The sequence below is a fragment of the Streptomyces sp. NPDC057638 genome (genome assembly GCF_042800315.1).
GTDB lineage: Bacteria > Actinomycetota > Actinomycetes > Streptomycetales > Streptomycetaceae > Streptomyces.
On record NZ_JBHVHF010000160.1, the window covers coordinates 1 to 18,382 of the forward strand.

At 75.7% G+C, this 18,382-nt stretch carries 10 protein-coding genes and 1 pseudogene; 9 read left to right on the forward strand and 2 right to left on the reverse strand.

Features of this window, described 5'->3' with window-relative positions:
- Window positions 1-473: 473 nt before the first annotated feature.
- Entirely contained in the window at window positions 474-755 is a 282-nt protein-coding gene (locus ACFVIM_RS21150) for an HPr family phosphocarrier protein (RefSeq protein ID WP_384303423.1), read from the reverse strand.
- A gap of 247 nt (window positions 756-1,002) precedes the next feature.
- Between ACFVIM_RS21150 and ACFVIM_RS21155 the strand changes: the two genes are divergently transcribed.
- From ACFVIM_RS21155 to ACFVIM_RS21170, 4 genes and pseudogenes are all read left to right on the forward strand, one after another.
- Window positions 1,003-4,005: a GNAT family N-acetyltransferase gene (locus tag ACFVIM_RS21155; protein WP_384303425.1), complete on the forward strand. Its 3,003-nt coding sequence runs from the start codon at window positions 1,003-1,005 to the stop codon at window positions 4,003-4,005.
- Window positions 4,006-4,051: 46 nt separating this feature from the next.
- On the forward strand, window positions 4,052-4,666 hold the full coding sequence (locus ACFVIM_RS21160) for a DUF5998 family protein (RefSeq protein ID WP_384303427.1): 615 nt from the start codon (window positions 4,052-4,054) through the stop codon (window positions 4,664-4,666).
- Window positions 4,666-5,871, forward strand: coding sequence for an alkaline phosphatase family protein (locus ACFVIM_RS21165; RefSeq protein WP_384303428.1), 1,206 nt, complete (start codon window positions 4,666-4,668; stop codon window positions 5,869-5,871). The genes ACFVIM_RS21160 and ACFVIM_RS21165 overlap by 1 nt, the downstream gene beginning before the upstream one ends.
- A 283-nt stretch (window positions 5,872-6,154) precedes the next feature.
- A pseudogene (locus tag ACFVIM_RS21170) lies at window positions 6,155-6,790 on the forward strand (thymidine kinase); the annotation flags it as partial.
- A 258-nt stretch (window positions 6,791-7,048) separates the two neighbouring features.
- Here the strand turns inward: ACFVIM_RS21170 and ACFVIM_RS21175 are convergent.
- The gene (locus ACFVIM_RS21175) at window positions 7,049-7,828 is read right to left on the reverse strand and encodes a VOC family protein (protein ID WP_384303429.1); all 780 of its coding nucleotides are present in this window, start codon (window positions 7,826-7,828) and stop codon (window positions 7,049-7,051) included.
- A 248-nt stretch (window positions 7,829-8,076) separates the two neighbouring features.
- Between ACFVIM_RS21175 and ACFVIM_RS21180 the strand changes: the two genes are divergently transcribed.
- The 5 genes from ACFVIM_RS21180 to ACFVIM_RS21200 all read left to right on the forward strand — a co-directional run bounded on the left by ACFVIM_RS21180 (window position 8,077) and on the right by ACFVIM_RS21200 (window position 18,244).
- Complete coding sequence (locus tag ACFVIM_RS21180; protein WP_384303431.1) at window positions 8,077-8,892, forward strand: sulfurtransferase; 816 nt, start codon at window positions 8,077-8,079, stop codon at window positions 8,890-8,892.
- A 367-nt stretch (window positions 8,893-9,259) separates the two neighbouring features.
- Window positions 9,260-10,753 (forward strand): SDR family oxidoreductase, encoded by a 1,494-nt coding sequence (locus tag ACFVIM_RS21185; protein ID WP_384303433.1) that lies wholly within the window; start codon window positions 9,260-9,262, stop codon window positions 10,751-10,753.
- A 170-nt stretch (window positions 10,754-10,923) separates the two neighbouring features.
- Window positions 10,924-14,262: an FtsX-like permease family protein gene (locus ACFVIM_RS21190; RefSeq protein WP_384303435.1), complete on the forward strand. Its 3,339-nt coding sequence runs from the start codon at window positions 10,924-10,926 to the stop codon at window positions 14,260-14,262.
- A gap of 70 nt (window positions 14,263-14,332) precedes the next feature.
- Window positions 14,333-17,107, forward strand: a complete 2,775-nt coding sequence (locus tag ACFVIM_RS21195) for an FtsX-like permease family protein (protein WP_384303437.1) — start codon at window positions 14,333-14,335, stop codon at window positions 17,105-17,107.
- A gap of 180 nt (window positions 17,108-17,287) precedes the next feature.
- Window positions 17,288-18,244 carry an ABC transporter ATP-binding protein gene (locus ACFVIM_RS21200; protein WP_384303439.1) on the forward strand — a complete coding sequence of 319 codons (957 nt, stop codon included), beginning with the start codon at window positions 17,288-17,290 and terminating at the stop codon, window positions 18,242-18,244.
- Window positions 18,245-18,382 lie beyond the last annotated feature (138 nt).

The following is an 18,382-nucleotide window of genomic DNA, read 5'->3' on the forward strand; positions in this document are numbered from 1 at the left end:
GGCGGGAGCCCGGGGGCTCCCGCCCCACCGGGCCGGAAGGATCGCGGGACCCGTGGGACCCGTGGGATCCGCGCGACCTGTGGGACCCGCGCGATGTGAGGTGAGGCCGGGGTGGTCGGCGTACCGCGGCCTCTCGCGTAGCGGTCCTCTCGGCGACCGGCACAGCCGGGCGTGGATCCCGGGCGTGGATCCCGTGCGTGGTTCCGCGTGGACCCTCATAGAACGGCACTGAACGGCACTGACCGGTACTGACCGGCGGCCCGGCTTCAGTCGTCGGGGCCGGCAGAGGTGGCTCATCCACCCGCTCACACGACTCATGCGGCTCGCACGAGCGGACGCGCATCCTTGTCCGAAGTCCGAAGTCCGAAGTCCGAAGTCCGAAGTCCGAAGTCCGAAGCCCGGCGGTGTCGGAACTCTCGATCCGAAGGTCGGAGCCTTGAAGCCTCGTGGTCAGAGCCTCGAAGCCCGAAGGCTCAGACCGTCTCGGGCAGCTCGTCCAGGCCCTCGGCGACCAGCTTGGCCAGGCGGTCCAGCGCCAGCTCGGCGCCCTCGCCCTCGGCGGCCAGGACGATCTCCTCGCCACCCTGCGCGCCCAGGCCGAGCACGGCCAGCATGGAGGCGGCGTTGGCCGGGGTGCCGTCGCCCTTGGCGATGGTCACCTTGGCGCCGGACGCCACGACGGCGCGGACGAAGATGGAAGCGGGGCGGGCGTGCAGGCCCTCGGCCCAGCCGACGTTGACACGGCGCTCAGCCATGGTGTTGCCCTTCGGGTCTCAGTGGTCAAGACTTTTTGGTTGTCTAGACCATTCTCTCACGGTGGTTACCAGGGCCGTGCGGAGTCCGGCGCGGGACCCTCCGGTCCGGTCTCCCGGCCCGCTGGGCCGGTCCGCCGGTCTGAGGGAGACCTTCGGCCCCGCTGGCCGGGGCCCGGCCGGCCCCACCCCAGCCTGCCGTGTGCACGAGGGCCCCCGCGACCCCCGGTCGCGCCGTAGTCTTTCCGCCATGCAGACCCGGCCGGAGCACGCCTACCCCGACCACTGGGAGGCGGACGTGGTGCTGCGCGACGGTGGCACCGCGCGCGTCAGACCGATCACCCCCGAGGACGCCGACCGGCTGGTCAGCTTCTACGAACGGGTCTCGGACGAGTCGAAGTACTACCGCTTCTTCGCGCCCTATCCCCGTCTCACCGACAAGGACGTCCACCGCTTCACCCACCATGACTACGTGGACCGGGTCGGTCTGGCCGTCACCGTCGGCGGTGAGTTCATCGCCACCGTCCGCTATGACCGCATCGACGGCCAGGGGCGTCCCGCCTCAGCCCCCGCCGGCGAGGCCGAGGTCGCCTTCCTGGTCGAGGACGCCCACCACGGCCGGGGGGTCGCCTCCGCGCTGCTGGAGCACATCGCGGCCGTCGCCCGGGAGCGGGGGATCCGGCGTTTCGCGGCCGAGGTGCTCCCCGCCAACACCAAGATGATCAAGGTGTTCCGGGACGCCGGGTACACCCAGCGGCGCACCTTCGAGGAGGGCTCGGTCCATCTGACCCTCGATCTCGAACCGACCGCGGAGTCCCTCGCCGTCCAGCGCGCCCGTGAGCAGCGCGCCGAGGCGCGTTCCGTGCAGCGGCTGCTCGCGCCCGGCTCCGTCGCCGTCGTCGGTGTGGGCCGCGCCCCCGGCGGGGTCGGGCGTACGGTGCTGCGCAACCTCGTCGCCACCGGCTACACCGGCCGCCTCTACGCCGTGAACCGCGCCTTCGCGCCGGACCTCGGCACCATCGACGCGGTGCCCGCCCACCGCTCGGTCGGCGAGATCGTCGCCGCCACCGGTGAGCCGGTCGACCTGGCCGTGGTCGCCGTCCCGGCCGACCGGGTGCCCGAGGTGGTCGCCGACTGCGGCGAACACGGGGTGCGCGGGCTCGTCGTCCTGTCGGCCGGATACGCGGAGAGCGGCGAGGGGGGCCGGGCCCGGCAGCGGGCGCTGGTGCGCCAGGCCCGTTCGTACGGCATGAGGATCATCGGGCCGAACTCGTTCGGTGTGATCAGCACCGCCGGGGCGGTGCGGCTCAACGCCTCGCTGGCGCCCGCCGCGCCCAGGCCCGGCCGGATCGGGCTCTTCACCCAGTCCGGCGCGATCGGTATCGCGCTGCTGTCGGGACTGCACCGCCGTGGCGCGGGGCTCTCCACCTTCATCTCGGCGGGCAATCGCGCCGATGTCTCCGGGAACGACTTCCTCCAGTACTGGTACGAGGACCCGGACACCGATGTCGTCCTGCTCTATCTGGAGTCGATCGGCAACCCGCGCAAGTTCACCCGGCTGGCCCGGCGTACGGCGGCGGTCAAACCCGTCGTGGTGGTCAAGGGCGCCCGGCACAGTGGCAGCGAACCGCCCGGCCACGCCGTGCCCGTCGCCCGTATCCCGGACGCGGCCGTCGGCGCCCTGCTGCGGCAGGCGGGTGTGATCCGGGTCGACACCGTCACCGAACTCGTCGACGCCGGGCTGCTGCTGGCGGGCCAGCCGCTGCCCGCCGGCCCCCGGGTGGCGATCCTCGGCAACTCCGAGTCCCTCGGACTGCTCACCTATGACGCCTGTCTCGCCGAGGGACTGCGCCCGTCGGCCCCCGAGGATCTGACGACGGCCGCCACCCCGGACGACTTCCGCCGCGCCCTGGAACGGGCGCTGGCGGACCAGGACTGCGACGCGGTGATCGTGACGGCGATCCCGTTCGTGGGCGAGCGGCGCGCCGACGGCCCGTACGGAGGCGCAGCCGGGGCCGGGGACAGTGCCAGCGGTACGGGGGAGGGCGGCCCGACCGGATACGGCGAGGTCCTGGCGGCGGCGCTGCGCGACGCGGCCCGGGTCGCCGCCAAGCCGGTGGCCGTGGTCCAGGTGGAGCTGGGCGGTCTGGCGGACGCGCTCGCGGCGGTCCGCAGGACCGCGCGCCCCGGGGCCCCGGCGGAGGCGGCCCCCGGTGAGGCCACCGGGCGGGCGGCGGAGCCGACCCCGGCCCCCGGCGCCGTGGACTCCGGCTCCCCTCACCCGGCGGGCGGGGGCGCCCCGTACCGTCCCGGCCCCGCCGCGGACGGCCCTGGCGATGGCGCCGGCGGTACCGGCGGCGGACAGCGCACCCGTATCCCCGCCTACCCGGCCGCCGAACGGGCCGTACGCGCGCTCTCGCAGGCCGTCACCTACGCCCGCTGGCGGCGGGAGGCCGCCAGCCCCGGACGGGTGCCCGCCTACGAGGACATCGACGAGCCCGGTGCCGCCGCCCTGATCGAGCGGGCGCTCACCGAGGCCCGGTCCGGCGCGGCCATCGGCGCGGGCGGTGTCACCCTCTCCGCCGACCGGGCCCGTGAGCTGCTCGCCCGCTACGGCATCGCGGTCCGGCCCACCCTTCCCGCGCCCGACCCGGACGCCGCCGCCCTGGCGGCCGGCCGGCTGGGCTACCCGGTGGCGCTCAAGACCACCGCCCCGCATCTGCGCCACCGCGCCGACCTCGGCGGCGTCCGGCTCGACCTCGCCACGGAAGCCCAGGTCCGCCAGGCGTACCGGGAGCTGACCGAGCAGCTCGGCCAGCCCCTGGAGCTCCAGCCGGTGGTGCAGTCCATGGCGCCCCGGGGTGTCGACACCGTCGTCCGGGCCGCGATCGACCCGGCCGTCGGCGCGGTGCTCTCCTTCGGGCTCGCCGGGGCCCCGTCCGAGCTGCTCGGGGACATGTCCCACCGGCTGGTCCCGGTGACCGACCGGGACGCGGCCGAGCTGATCCGGGCCATCCGTACCGCGCCGCTCCTGTTCGGCTGGCGCGGCTCGTCGCCCGTGGACACGCCCGCGCTGGAGGAGCTGCTGCTGCGGCTCTCCCGGCTGGTCGACGACCATCCCGAGGTGGTCGGGGTGACCCTGGAACCCGTGGTCGTGGCCCAGCGGGGCCTCACCGCGCTGGGCGCCACCGTGCGGCTGGCGCCCCCGGTCGCCGCCGCCGACCTGGGGCCCCGGCGCCTGCCGAGCTACTGAGCCGGGCTGAGCGTCGGGGGCTCCGGGGCCCCGTAGGATGGACGTCATGGCGAAGACCGGTACGACGACCCAGGGGCTGCGCGCGGCGATCGAGCGCAGCGGCTATTACCCGGCCCTCGTGGCCGAGGCGGTGGAGGCCGCTGTCGGTGGCGAGCAGATCGCCTCGTACCTGGTCCACCAGGAGACCACCTTCGACGCCAACGAGGTCCGCCGCCATGTGACCGTCCTCGTCCTCACCGGCAACCGGTTCATCGTCAGCCACACCGACGAGCAGGCCGCGGACTCCAGCTCCGCCACCCCGTACGCGACCACCTCCACCGAGTCGGTCAAGCTCGACCGGATCTCCTCCATCGTGGTCAGCCGGGTCGTCGCCAACCCGGAGTCGTACACCCCGGGCACCCTGCCGCGCGAGGTGGTGCTCACCATCGGCTGGGGCGCCGTCTCCCGGCTCGACCTGGAGCCCGCCGCCTGCGGCGACCCCAACTGCGAGGCCGACCACGGCTACACCGGCAACTCCACCGCCGACGATCTGAGCCTGCGGGTCAGCGAGGCCGGGGACGGCCCGGACACCGTCCGGCAGACCCTTGTCTTCGCCCAGGCGATCTCCGAGGCCACCGCCGCCTCCCCGGCCTCCCCCTCGGCCAGTCGGTCCGCCCGCTGATGGTGCTGCCCGCGACGGCCGCCCTGTGGCCGGACGAACCGGAACCGCTCGCCATCGGGTCCGCTCCCGTACCGCGCTACGGCAGCGGCTCGCTCGCCGATCTGCTGCCCACCCTCGCGGCGGGCATGGGAGTACCGGGGCTGAGCGCCGCGATCGGTGAGCTGGCCCCGGCCGACCGTAACTGCGTCTTCCTCATCGACGGCCTGGGCTGGGAGCAGATCCGCAGCCACCCCGACGAGGCCCCCTATCTCCACTCCCTGCTGCCCACCTCGCTCGGCGGCAGCGGCCGTCCGCTGACGGCGGGCTTCCCGGCGACCACCGCGACCTCGCTCGCCTCGGTCGGTACGGGACTGCCGCCGGGCGCGCACGGGCTGGCCGGGTACACCGTCCGCGACCCCGCCACCGGCGAGCTGATGAACCAGCTGCGCTGGCGGCCGTGGACCGATCCGGAGCTGTGGCAGCCGCACCCCACCGTCTTCGCGATGGCCCACGCCGCCGGGGTGCACACCGCCCAGGTCTCCTCGCCCGCGTTCGCCCACACCCCGCTGACCACCGTCGCCCTCAGCGGCGGCACCTTCCACGGCCGTCTCAGCGGTGAGGAGCGGATGGACCTGGCGGCCGCGCAGCTCGCCGCGGGCGACCGTTCGCTCGTCTACACCTACTACAGCGAGGTCGACGGCAAGGGGCACCGGTTCGGTATCGACTCCGACGCCTGGCGCGGTCAGCTGATGTATGTGGACCGGCTGGTCGAGCGGCTCGCCGACGCCCTGCCGCCGCGCTCCGCGCTCTATGTCACGGCCGACCACGGCATGGTCGACATCCCCTTCGACGAGGAGTCCAGGATCGACTTCGACGAGGACTGGGAGCTGGGCGCCGGGGTCGCCGTCCTCGGCGGCGAGGGCCGGGCCCGCCATGTGTACGCCGTGCCGGGTGCCGAGGCCGATGTCCTCGCCGTCTGGCGGGAGGTGCTCGGTGACCGCTTCTGGGTGGCGAGCCGGGCCGAGGCCGTGGCCGCGGGCTGGTTCGGGCCCGTGGTGGAGGAGCGGGTCCTCGGCCGGATCGGCGATGTCGTCGCCGCCGCCCGGGACGATGTGGTGATCACCGCGTCACGGCGGGAGCCGCATGAGTCCGCGATGGTCGGGATGCATGGCTCGATGACCCCGGCCGAGCAGCTGGTCCCCCTGCTGGAAGTGCGCCGGGACTGATCCACCGGGACTGATCCACCGGGAGTGGGGAGGCCGGGCGCGGTCTCCGTACCCCACCCGCCTATCGCTCTGTCTGTAGCACTCTGTACCGTTCTGTCCTTGCGGTTCCGTCCGGTGCGAGGCCCGTGGGCAGCCCGCCGGGCCCCCGCCGAGCAACCGTTCCACGTCCTGCCCCGTTCCCCGCCGCCCGACCACCCCGTCCCGCCCACCGACGCCGTCCCCCGACGGGCGACGAGCCGATGTCCGGTGGTCGCCGACCGAGCCGAAAGGTCCTCAGCCTGCCATGCCCGAGCTGGTCTTCTTCTCCGGAACCATGGACTGCGGGAAGAGCACCCTGGCTCTTCAGATCGAGCACAACCGCTCGGCGCGCGGCCTGCGGGGAGTGATCCTCACCCGGGACGACCGGGCGGGGGAGGGGAAGCTCTCCTCCCGGCTCGGCCTGGTCACCGACGCGGTGGAGGCGGTCGAGGGGCTGGATCTGTACGGATACCTGGTCGATCTGCTCTCGCGGGGCGGCCGGTGTGACTACGTCATCGCCGACGAGGCGCAGTTCCTCGCGCCGGAGCAGATAGACCAGCTCGCCCGGGTCGTCGACGACCTCGGGATGGATGTGTTCGCCTTCGGGATCACCACCGACTTCCGCTCCAAGCTCTTCCCCGGCTCGCAGCGGCTGGTGGAGCTGGCGGACCGGATCGAGGTGCTCCAGGTGGAGGCCCTGTGCTGGTGCGGGGCGCGGGCCACGCACAACGCGCGGACGGTCGGCGGGGTGATGGTCGTCGAGGGGGCCCAGGTCGTCATCGGGGACGTCAACGCGGGGGACGAGATCGGCTACGAGGTGCTCTGCCGCCGTCACCACCGGCGCCGGATGACGGCCGCGCGGGCGCGGGCCGCCACCCTCTCGCCCGATGTCCTGCCGGTGGACGGCGGCCGGGACAGGGGGGCGGGGGACGAAGGGGCGGCCCGGGACATGCGGCCGGCCCCGGTGGACCCGGTGGATCCGGTGTCCCAGGCGCACCCGGTGGCGCGCGGCGCCGGTGGTGAGGGAGTCGTGGGAGCGGTGCGCCGAAGCGTGTGAGGCGCGGGGCGCGTGTGCGTCCGACGGGGTGCGGTCGGCGCGTGACAGCCGGTGGGGCGTGAGGGCCGTCAGGGGACAGGGGCCCGGTCGGCGGCCCCGCCGTCAGCGCGGGGAACGGATCACCGTGAAGATCGCGCCCTCCGGGTCGGTGACCGTCGCCGAACGCCCCCGGGGGCCGTCCTCGGGCTCGCTGAGCACCTGTCCGCCCAGCCGTCTCACCCGCAGCGCGGCCTCGTCCGGGTCGTCGACCTCGAAGAAGGTCATCCAGTAGGTGCCCCGGTCATGGGGCAGCGCCCGGCCCACGCCCCGTACGGCGGCGATCGGCCGGCCGCCGAGGGAGAGCGTCACATAGTCGTGTTCGGTCTCCGCCGTCCCCTCCGCCGCCTGCGGGGCATGGCCGAAGACCGTCTGGTAGAACGTCAGCACGCTCGCCGACTCCTCGGTCAGCAGCTCGTGCCAGACCGGGGTCCCCGGAACGCCCCGCGCCTCGACCCCGGTGTAGGCGGCGGCCTGCCAGAGGCCGAAGACCCCGCACGCCGGGTCGGTCACGATCGCCAGCCGCCCCGACTCGGCCGCGTCCAGCGGCCCCACGCCCACCGTGCCCCCGCTGCAGCGCAGGGTCTCGACGGTGGTGTCGGCGTCATCGGTGGTGAAGTACGGTGTCCACGCGATCGGTACATGGCGGTCGTCGGGCAGTCCACCGATGCCCCCGACCTCCTTGCCGTCGACCAGCACCCGGAACCACGGGCCGAGATGGTCGGGTCCGGGCACGAACTCCCAGCCGAACAGCTCGCCGTAGAACTCCTGGATCTCCTCGGGGCCGTGCACCATCAGGGTCACCCAGCAAGGGGTGCCGGGTGCGTGCCGTGTCGCCTGGGCCATCGTCACACTCTCCTCGGACCATCGTGGTGGCCGTACGGGGGAAGGCGGGCGGGGCCGGAGTGAGAGGACCGTGCGCCCTCTGTGAATGCTTCCACCACCTGACGGTAAGCGCTCCCGGGCCGCGCCGTTTTTGGCGTGTTCTGATATCGACAGCGCCCGATTTGATCGGTTACTTGCGGTTGTGGATCGCGATGAACGGCGGGAAGCAGTACCGGGCCCACCGGCGCGGAGTGCGCCAGGATGGGCGCATGAAGCCCATCATCGCCGCGGACGAACTCGCGGACGCCCTGGCCGGGTCCCGCCCGCCGGTCCTGCTCGACATCCGCTACCGGCTCGGCGGACCGCACGGCCGACCCGAGTACGAGGCCGGTCATCTGCCCGGTGCCGTCTTCGTCGACCTCGACGCCGAACTCGCCGGACCGCCCGGGGAGCACGGCCGCCACCCCCTGCCGGACCTTGAGGTCTTCACGGAGGCGATGCGCCGGGCCGGGGTGTCGGCCGGGCGGTCCGTCGTCGTCTACGACGCCTCGGGAGGCTGGGCCGCCGCCCGTGCCTGGTGGCTGCTGCGCTGGGCGGGCCACGCGGACGTCCGGGTGCTGGACGGCGGGTTCGCGGCGTGGACCGGACCGCTGGAGACCACGGAACCCGCCCCCGAGCGGGGCGACTTCCGGCCCGCCCCGGGCGCGCTCGGGGCGCTGAGCGCCCAGGACGCCGGGGCGCTGGCCCGCTCCGGACTGCTGCTCGACGCCCGCGCGGCCGAGCGCTACCGGGGCGAGGTCGAACCGATCGACCCGGTGGCGGGCCATATCCCCGGCGCGGTCTCCGCGCCCACCTCCCAGAACCTCGACGCCACCGGCCGCTTCCTGCCCGCCGGCCGGCTGGCGGAGCGCTTCGCGGCGCTGGGCGCCGAGCCCGGCGGGGAGGTCGGTGTCTACTGCGGCTCGGGCGTCTCCGCCGCCCAGCAGGCGGTGGCGCTGGAACTGGCCGGGTACCGGCCCCTGCTCTATGTGGGGTCCTGGTCGGAGTGGTGCCGGGACCCGGCGCGCGAGGTCGCGCGGGGCTGAGGCATGGTGCCTGGCTGAGGCGCGGTGCGCGGCTGAGGCGTGGCGCGTGGTCCGTGGTGCGTGGCTGAGGCGTGGCGCGCGGTGCGTGGTCCGTGGTGCGTGGCTGAGGCGTGGCGCGTGGTCCGTGGTGCGCGGCTGAGGCGTGGCGCGTGGTCCGTGGTCCGTGGTGCGTGGCTGAGGCGGGCTGACTGCCGCGCCCGGGGAGCGTGGCGGGGCGTGGGGCGGGAAGCTGAGGACGGGTCCCGACGTGATGGCCAGGACGGTTCCGTACCGCGCGACTCCCGTGGCGGCGCGGCGGGGCCCGGACGGAGACGGGTCCGCCCGTCCGCGCGGCGGGCCGGGAGACGCGAGACAGAGAGGCGACACCATGGACACCGACGGACGCGCCCCCGCGCGCTGTCTCGTCACCGGAGCCACCGGCTATATCGGTGGGCGGCTGGTGCCGGAACTCCTGGCGGCCGGATACGCGGTGCGCTGCCTCGCCCGTTCGCCCGAGAAGCTGCGGGACCATCCCTGGGCGGGGGAGGCCGAGACCGTACGCGGTGATGTCACCGACCCCGCCTCCCTCGCGGCGGCGATGCGCGGTGTCGACGTGGCCTACTACCTGGTGCACGCCCTCGGCACCGGGCCCGGCTTCGAACGCACCGACCGCGAGGCCGCCCGCACCTTCGCCGAACAGGCGCACCGCGCGGGGGTGCGGCGGATCGTCTATCTCGGCGGGCTCACCCCCGAGGGGGTGCCCCCCGAACGGCTCTCCCCGCATCTGCGCTCCCGTGACGAGGTCGGCCGGATCTTCCTGGACGGTGCCGTCCCCGCGACCGTGCTGCGCGCCGCCGTCATCATCGGCTCCGGCTCGGCCTCCTTCGAGATGCTGCGCTACCTCACCGAACGGCTGCCGGTGATGGTCACCCCCAGCTGGGTGCGGACCCGGATCCAGCCGATCGGCGTACGGGACGTGCTGCGCTATCTCACCGGCTCCGCCGCGATGCCGCCGGAGGTCGACCGCGCCTTCGACATCGGCGGCCCCGATGTGCTCACCTACCGCGACATGATGCGCGGCTACGCGGCCGTCGCCGGGCTGCCCCGGCGGCTCATCGTGCCGGTGCCGGTGCTCACCCCGGGCCTGTCCAGCCACTGGGTGGGGCTGGTGACGCCCGTACCGCACTCCATCGCCCGGCCGCTCGCCGAGTCCCTGCGGTATGAGGTCGTCTGCCGTGAGCACGACATCGCGCGCTATGTGCCCGATCCGCCCGGCCGCCCGCTCGGCTTCGAGGCCGCGCTCACCCTCGCGCTCCAGCGGGTGCGCGAGGCCAAGGTGACGACCCGCTGGTCCTCGGCGTCGCTGCCCGGCGCGCCCAGCGACCCGTTGCCCACCGACCCCGACTGGGCGGGCGGCAGCCTCTACACCGACCAGCGGGAGCGGACCGTCGCCGCGCCCGCGCAGCGGCTGTGGCGGGTGATCGAGGGTGTGGGCGGCGAGAACGGCTGGTACTCCTTCCCGCTGGCCTGGGCGGTACGGGGCTGGCTCGACCGGTTCGCGGGCGGTGTCGGACTGCGGCGGGGCCGCCGGGACGCCCAGCGGCTGCGGGTCGGTGACTCGCTGGACTTCTGGCGGGTGGAGGAGATCGAGCCGGGACGGCTGCTGCGGCTGCGGGCGGAGATGAAGCTGCCGGGGCTGGCATGGCTGGAACTGATGATCGCCGAAGGCGCTGACGGGCGGGTGCGCTATCGGCAGCGGGCGCTGTTCCACCCCAAGGGGCTGCTGGGGCACGCGTACTGGTGGAGCGTGTCACCGTTCCACGCGGTGGTGTTCGGGGGCATGGCCCGGAATATCGCGAAGGCGGCGGAACAGGGCCCGTAACACCGCCGCCCCGCTCCATTTGGCCAGGTTCGCCCCCATCCCGGCGGGTGGTGCGCGGTCACGATCTCATCAAGTCCTCCGGGGGACCGTTTTGCTGGACGGGTGGTGTCTGCAAATATCTGCGGGCGAAAGGGCGTTCGGGGGAACGCGTGTACTGCGGGGGGAGCACGGTGGCGGAATTTCTCTTTCTCCGTGCGCGGGGACACCGTCCCCTGCTCGCCGCCGCGCTGCTGGCGATCCTGCTCACCACCACCGTCCTCGCCACGCTCGCCGCGTTCACCGCCGCCGTCGGCGACGCCGGGATGCGGCACGCGCTGCGCACCCGGGACGCGGCCGCCGCCGCGCTGGTGATCAAGGCGGAGGATCCACGGGGCGACCGCGCCACCACCGCCCGCGAGGCGGCGCGCGGCGCGCGGGCCGCCTTCGACGGGCTGCCGGTCACCCTGCGCCGGTTCGACGTGTCGGGACCGTACGGACTCCCCGTCGGGCTGCGGCCGCGCGACGCCCGCGGCGGCGACCCCGATCTGACCCACTTCGCGGCCGCCGACCGCTCCCGGGTCACGCTCACCCGGGGCACCTGGCCGACCGCCCCCGCCAGCGCGCGGGGCGTGGTGCCCGTCGCCCTCCCCGAGGCCGCCGCCCGGCCGCTCGGGCTCGCCCCCGGACCGCGCGTGGTGGCGCTCAAGGACCGGCTGGGCGGACCCCCCGTCCGGATCCGCGTCACCGGGCTCTACCGCCCCGCCGACGCCACCGACCCCTACTGGACCCTGGACGCCCTCGGCGGACGCGGCGTCCGCAAGGACGTCTACACCACCTACGGGCCGCTGCTCGCCGACCCCGCCGCCCTCACCGGCGGCCAGGTGCGCCAGGGCGGCGCCTCCTGGCTCGCCACCGCCGACTTCTCCCGGCTCACCGCCGACCGGGTCGACGCGCTGCGCGAGGCCGCCCGGGACAGCCAGGAACTGCTCGCCGCCCAGCCCTCCCTCGGTGGCGGGGTCACCACCCGCACCGCGCTGCCCGAGACCCTCGACCAGGTCGAGCGGTCCCTGCTGGTCTCCCGCGCCACCCTGCTGATCGTCACCCTCCAACTGGTGCTGCTGGCCGGGTACGCGCTGCTGCTGGTCGCCCGGCTGCTGAGCACCGAGCGCGCCGCCGAGACCCGGGTCCTGCTGGCGCGCGGCGCCTCCAGGACCCGGCTCGCCCGGCTCGCCGCCGCCGAGGCGCTGGTGGTCGCCGCGCCCGCCGCCGTCGGCGCGCCCCTGCTCGCCGGGCCGCTGACCGAACTCCTCGCCGGACGGGGACTGCTGGCCCGGATCGGCCTCACCGTGGAGACCGGGCTCACGCCCCTCGTGGTCCTCACCGGGGTCGCCGTCGCCCTGGCCTGCGCGGCGGCCGTCGTCGCCCCCGCGCTCTCCGCCTCCCGGGAACGCCGGGGCCGCGCCCGCTCGCTGCCCGGACCGCTGCGCGCGGGCGGCGATCTGGCCCTGGTGGCGCTGGCCGCCGTCGCCTACTGGCAGCTGGAACGGCGCACCTCGGGCGGCGGCGCCCTCAGCGGCGATGCCCAGGGCACCCTCGGCATCGACCCCCTGCTCGTCGTCGCGCCCACGCTGTTGCTGCTCGCCGGGACCGTGGTCGCGCTGCGGCTGCTGCCGCCGCTGGCCCGGCTCGCCGAGCGCCGGGCGGCCCGTGGCCGTGGGCTGACCGTGCCGCTGGCGGGCTGGCAGTTCAGCCGCCGCCCGCTGCGGGGCGCGGGCCCGGTGCTGCTGCTGGTGCTCGCCGTCGCGCTCGGGATGCTCGCGATCGGCCAGGGCGCCTCCTGGGACCGCTCCCAGGACGACCAGGCCGACTTCCGGGCGGGCGCCCCCGTACGCGTCCTCGGCGGGGGCAGCGTGCAGCGGTTCGGACAGGGCGGGGTGTACGACTCCCTCCCCGGGGTCCGCGCGGCCGTGCCCGCCGCCCGGACCCCGCTGCCGCTCTCCGGCGGCCGCCAGGCCACCGTCCTCGGACTCGACACCACCCGCGCCGGGGCCGCGCTGCCGTTCCGCGCCGACCTCGCCGACGGCGACCCCCAGCGGCTGATCGCCGGACTGCGCCCGCCCGCCGGACCGCGCGGCGGGACGGCCCTGCCACCGGACACCGCGCGGCTCGCCGTCGATCTGACCCTCTCCGGCGGTACGGGCGCGGACGCCGGGGATCCGTTCGCCCCCGACACCACCCTGACCGTCACCGTCGAGGACCGCTTCGGCGTGCCCTACCGGATGCCCCAGGTCAGCCTCACGGCCGGGACGGGTCCGCGGACCGCCGTCATCGACCTGATGAAGGCCGCCGACGCGCCGCTGGGACGCCCCGCCGGACCCCTGACCGTCACCGCCCTCGAACTCGGCCAGGTCGGCTACCCGATCCGGATCACCCCGAGCCGGCTCACCCTGCGCGGGCTGCGCTCCCTCACCGCCGACGGCACCGCGCGCCCCGTCGCCGCCGACCCCGCCGCGCGCTGGCGCGCCACCATCGCGGCCAGCGTGCCGCCCGCCGACCCGAGCGAGCGCGAGCCCGCCGTCTCCGCCGTCCGCGGCGGCTCCGGTGCCCCGCTCACCATCGACTACCACCAGGGCAGGGCGGGCTCCGACGTCGGCTGGGGCAGCCAGCGGATCACCACCCTGCGCGTGGTCGCCGACCGGGGCGCGCCCCCGGTGCCCGCCGCGCTGGCGACCGAGCGCTATCTGGAGTCCACGGCCGCGAAGGTCGGCTCCACCCTCGACATCCCCATGCCCGGCGGCCCCCTGCGAGTGCGCGTGACGGGCGTGCTGCGCGCGCTGCCCACCACCGGACCCGAACCGGCCGCGCCCGGCGCGGGCCCCGGTCCCGGCGACGGCGGCGCGCTCCTGGTCGATCTGCGGGCCGCCAACCAGGCCCTCGCGGCCCGCCCCGACGCCTCCTTCGCGCCCACCGAGTGGTGGCTGCTGACCGAGCCGGGCGCCGCCGCCGAGGTCACCGCCGCCCTGCGGGCCCGCGCCGAGATCGACCCCGGGCAGATCCAGTCCCGGGACGAGATCGCCGCCGCCCTCCACGACGACCCCATCGGCGCCGGGCCGCAGTCCGCGCTCCTCGCCGTGACGGCGGTCGCCGCCGCCCTCGCCGCCGTCGGCTTCGCGGTCGCCACGGCGGGCGCGCTGCGGGCCCGTACCCGGGAGTTCGCCGTGCTGCGCGCCCTCGGCGCGCCCCGCCGCCAGCTCGCCCGGCTGCTCGCCGTGGAGCAGTCCCTGCTGATCTCCCTGGCGCTGCTGATCGGTCTCGGCCTCGGTACGGTCCTGACCCGCGCGGTCGTCCCGCTGGTGGTCCTCACCGGCCAGGCCACCCAGCCCGTCCCCACCGTCCTGGTGGAACTGCCGCTCACCGATGTCGCCCTGCTGCTGGCGGCGGTCGCCGCCGTGCCGGTCGCGATCGTCGCGGCCCTGGCGCTGCGCCGGGGCGAGACGGCGGCGGTCCTGCGCACCCAGGGAACGGAGTGACCATGCCAGTCCCGAGAGCCCCGATGACGTTCGCCCGCCCACCCAGGTGCCAGCCCCGGGGGTGCGCGCTGTGACCACCACCCCACCGCGCCGGTCCGACGCCACCGCCGCCGGTGCCGCGCCCACCCCCGGCGGCCCCGCCACGACGGCGCGCCCCCGCCGGGCCCTCGCGCCCTGGGTCCGCACCCGGCTGCGGGTCGCCCCCGGCCAGGCGCTCGCCCTCGCCGCGCTCGTCCTCGTCACCGCGTTCCTCGCCGCCGCCTTCCCGCGCGCGGTCCACTCGTACGAGAGCGAGGGCCTGCGGCACGCCATCAGCACCGCGCCGCCCGCGCGCAGCGGGGTGACGGTCACCGACACCGAGATCTCCGTAGCCGACGCCGGTGGCGCCGCTCAGGGGCTGGGCCCCGAACGGATGCGGCGGGGTCTCGGCCAGGTGCTGGCCGCCCTGCCCGCGCCGCTGCGCGCCGACACCCGGCACTCCTCGGCCGGGGTGCGGACCGTACGGCCCGTGCCCGCCACCGACACCTTCCTCGCCGAACTCCCCGGCGGGCGGCCCCAGTTCACCCTCAGCGCCGCCGCCGACACCTTCCGGCACGCGACGGTCACCGCCGGACGGATACCGACCGGGGCCAGGGCGAACCCGCACGAGGTCGAGGCCGCCGTCACCGCCGAGACCGCGACGAAGCTCAACATCGCCGTCGGCGCCCGGATCCACCTCCCCCGCGTCAACCAGCCGCCGCTCGTCGTCCGCGTCACCGGGCAGCTCCGTCCCATCGGGCCGGACCGGCCGTACTGGAACGTGGAACCGCTGCTGCGGTCCCCCTCGATCACCTACAACCAGTCGACACCGCCCGAGCCCTACTGGCACGGCGCCCTGCTGCTCCCGCCGGAGGCCGCGCCGCTGCTGCCGACGGTCGCCGACGAGATCGAGCCCTACTGGCGGATCGCCCTCGACCCCGCCCCGCTCGACGTGTCCCGGCTCGACGACACCCGCGCCGCGGTCGCCGCCATCGAGGCGGGCCCCGCCCTGACCACCCTGCGGACCACCCTCGCGCCCGGCGCCGACGCCGAGACCGAACTCGACGACCTCCTCGCCGAGTACGAGGAGCTGAACGCGGCCGTCACCCCGGTCGTCGCCGTCGCCGCCTTCGGTGTCGGCACCGTCGCGGCCGTCGTCCTGCTGATGGCCGCCCAGCTCACCGCCGCCCGCCGGCACGCCGAACTCACCCTGCTGCGGGCCCGCGGCGGCTCCCTGCGCGGCATCGCCGGACGGCTGCTCGCGGAGACCGCCGTCCCCGTGCTGCCCGCCGCCGTCCTCGGCTGCGCGCTCGCCCTCACCCTCGTACCCGAGGGACGGGACCTGCCCGCCCTGCTCGCCGCGGGCGCGGTCGCCCTCATCGGCTGCGCCGCGCTGCCCGTGGGTGCCCTGCTGCGCCACCGCTCCACCGCCCTGCACGCCGAGCGCCAGGACGCCACCGGGGCCCGGCCCTCGCGCCGCCGGACGGTCGCCGAACTGACCCTGCTGGTCCTCGCCGTCGCCGCCGTCGCCGCCCTGCGCCGGTCGGGCACGGGCGAGGACGGCTCGGGGGCGCTGGCCGGTGCCGCGCCCGTCCTGGTCGGTGTGGTCGCCGCGCTCGTTCTCGTACGGCTCTATCCGCTGCCCCTGCGGCTCGCCGCCCACCCCATGGCCCGGCGGCGCGGAGCCGTCGGCTTCCTCGCGCTGGCCCGCGCGGGCCGGGCCCCCGCCACGGCGGCGCTGCCGCTGCTCGCCCTGCTGGTGGCGCTGGTGACGGCCGGGTTCGGCGGCTCGGTGCTCGCCGGGGTCGCCGACGCCCGGGACCGCGCCGCGCTGCACACCGTCGGCGCCGACGCCCGGATCGAGGCCGAGTCCGGACTCCCCGCCGCCCTCGCCGACCGGGTCCGCCAGACCCCGGGCGTACGGGCGGTGGTGACCGCCCGCCGCGAGGCCGACCTCAACCTCCAGGACACCGACACCGAGATCGTCACCCTGGTCGCCACCGACCCCACCGCCTACGCCCGGCTCACCCGCGACACCGGCCTCGGCGCCTTCCCCGACCGCACGCTCCGCCGGGGCACGGGCCCGCTGCCCGTGGTCGTCTCCCCGAAGGTCGCCGCCCGGCTCGGTGACGGCCCCCGGCAGATCAGCTACTACGACGGCGCGCTGACGGTGAAGGTCGCCGCCGTACGCGCCACCACCCCCGCCGTCCCCAGCGGTGAGTTCCTCATCGTCGACGGCTCCGCGCTGACCGGCGGCAGGCCCCCGACCACCCTGCTGGTCTCCGGCGGCGAGGTGTCCCCGGCCGCGCTGGACAAGCTCGCCCCCGGCTACGCCGACGTACGGGTGCGCTCCGCCGAACGCGCCGCGTACCGCTCGTCCCCCGTCCCCGACGGCGCCGAGCGGATGTACACCGCCGCCGTCCTCGCGGGCGCCGGATACGCCGTCCTGGCCCTGCTGCTCTCCCTGCTGCGCGCGGCACCCGAACGGGCCGCCCTGCTGGCCCGGTTGCGCACCATGGGCCTCACCCGCCGCCAGGGCCGTGGTCTGCTGGTCCTGGAGAGCCTGCCCGGCGCGCTGCTCGCGGCGGGCGGCGGCGCCTTGGTCGGCTGGGCCACGATCGGGCTGCTCGCGCCCGGCCTCGACCTCACCCGGCTCGCCCTCGGCGACCAGGACGGCCTCCCGGTCACCCTGCGCGCCGACCCGGCCAGTCTGCTGGTGCCCGCGCTGACCGTGCTGGCGGTGGCCGCCGGGGTGGCCACGGCACAGGCCTGGCTGAGCACCCGCCGCCGCGCCACCACGGAACTCAGGGCGGGGGACGCGCGATGACGCCGCGCCACGGAACCCGGGGCGGCGGGCGTGCGACGACGCCCGCCACGGAACTCGGGGCGCTGGACGGGCGACGACGCCCCGGCCCGGAACTCAGGGCGGGGGACGCGCGATGACGCCCCGGCCCGCCACCCCCGACCACACCCGCCCCGCGACGACGCCCAGAGCAGGAGAGACGCGATGACCGAGTCCGCCACGCTCCAAGAGCTGGAAGACCGGGCGACGGCCCGCCGCGAGGGACCCGGCTACGGCCATGACGCCCTGATCACCTGTGACCGGCTGGTCCGGATCTTCGCCACAGACGGGGTCGAGGTCCAGGCGCTCCAGGGCCTGGACCTGCTGGTCCGCCAAGGCGAGCTGATGGCCCTGGTCGGCGCCTCCGGCAGCGGCAAGTCGACCCTGATGAACATCCTCGCCGGACTGGACGAACCCACCGCCGGGGCCGCCCGGGTCGCGGGCTGCGACCTGCTCGCCATGACCGCGAAGGAGCGGCTGCGCTACCGGCGCGAGGTCGTCGGCTTCGTCTGGCAGCAGACCGCGCGCAATCTGCTGCCCTATCTGAGCGCCGTCCAGAACGTGGCGCTGCCGATGCAGCTCGCCCGCTCCCGCCGGGGCCGCCGGGCCCGCGCCGAACGCGCCGAGCACCTGCTCGCCCTGCTGGACGTCGCCGACTGCCGGGACCGCCGCCCCGACCAGATGTCCGGCGGCCAGCAGCAGCGGGTGGCCATCGCCGTCGCCCTCGCCAACGAACCCTCCGTCCTGCTCGCCGACGAACCCACCGGTGAGCTGGACTCCCAGACCGGCGAGCAGATCTTCGCCGCCTTCCGCCGCGCCAACGAGGAGCTGGGCACGACGATCGTGATCGTCACCCATGACCAGGCGGTCGCCGACGAGGTCCGCCGCACGGTCGCGATCCGTGACGGCCGTACGGCGACGGAGATCCTGCGCCATACGGAGGTGGACACGGCGACCGGCCAGGAGTCCGTGGTGGCCCGCGAGTACGCGATGCTCGACCGGGCCGGGCGGCTCCAGCTCCCCGCCGAGTACACCGGGGCCCTGGGCATGCGCGACCGCGTCCTGCTGGAGCTGGAACCCGACCACATCCAGATCCACCCGGACACCCCCCAGGGCGCCTGACCGCGCCGCCCGCCGCCGTACGGCCCGGAGCGCGACCCCTCGCGTACGAAGACGGTACGAGAGGGCCGACCCCGGACCGTACGAGAGGGCCGGGCGCGGACGTACGAGAGGGGTGGGCGCGGACGTACGGAAGGGGCG

Coding starts and splice junctions, on each gene's coding strand:
- ACFVIM_RS21185 (WP_384303433.1), top strand. CDS start 9,260: ATGGACACCGACGGACGCGCCCCCGCGCGCTGTCTCGTCACCGGAGCC.
- ACFVIM_RS21165 (WP_384303428.1), top strand. CDS start 4,666: ATGGTGCTGCCCGCGACGGCCGCCCTGTGGCCGGACGAACCGGAACCG.
- ACFVIM_RS21175 (WP_384303429.1), bottom strand. CDS start 7,828: ATGGCCCAGGCGACACGGCACGCACCCGGCACCCCTTGCTGGGTGACC.
- ACFVIM_RS21200 (WP_384303439.1), top strand. CDS start 17,288: ATGACCGAGTCCGCCACGCTCCAAGAGCTGGAAGACCGGGCGACGGCC.
- ACFVIM_RS21160 (WP_384303427.1), top strand. CDS start 4,052: ATGGCGAAGACCGGTACGACGACCCAGGGGCTGCGCGCGGCGATCGAG.
- ACFVIM_RS21155 (WP_384303425.1), top strand. CDS start 1,003: ATGCAGACCCGGCCGGAGCACGCCTACCCCGACCACTGGGAGGCGGAC.
- ACFVIM_RS21150 (WP_384303423.1), bottom strand. CDS start 755: ATGGCTGAGCGCCGTGTCAACGTCGGCTGGGCCGAGGGCCTGCACGCC.
- ACFVIM_RS21180 (WP_384303431.1), top strand. CDS start 8,077: ATGAAGCCCATCATCGCCGCGGACGAACTCGCGGACGCCCTGGCCGGG.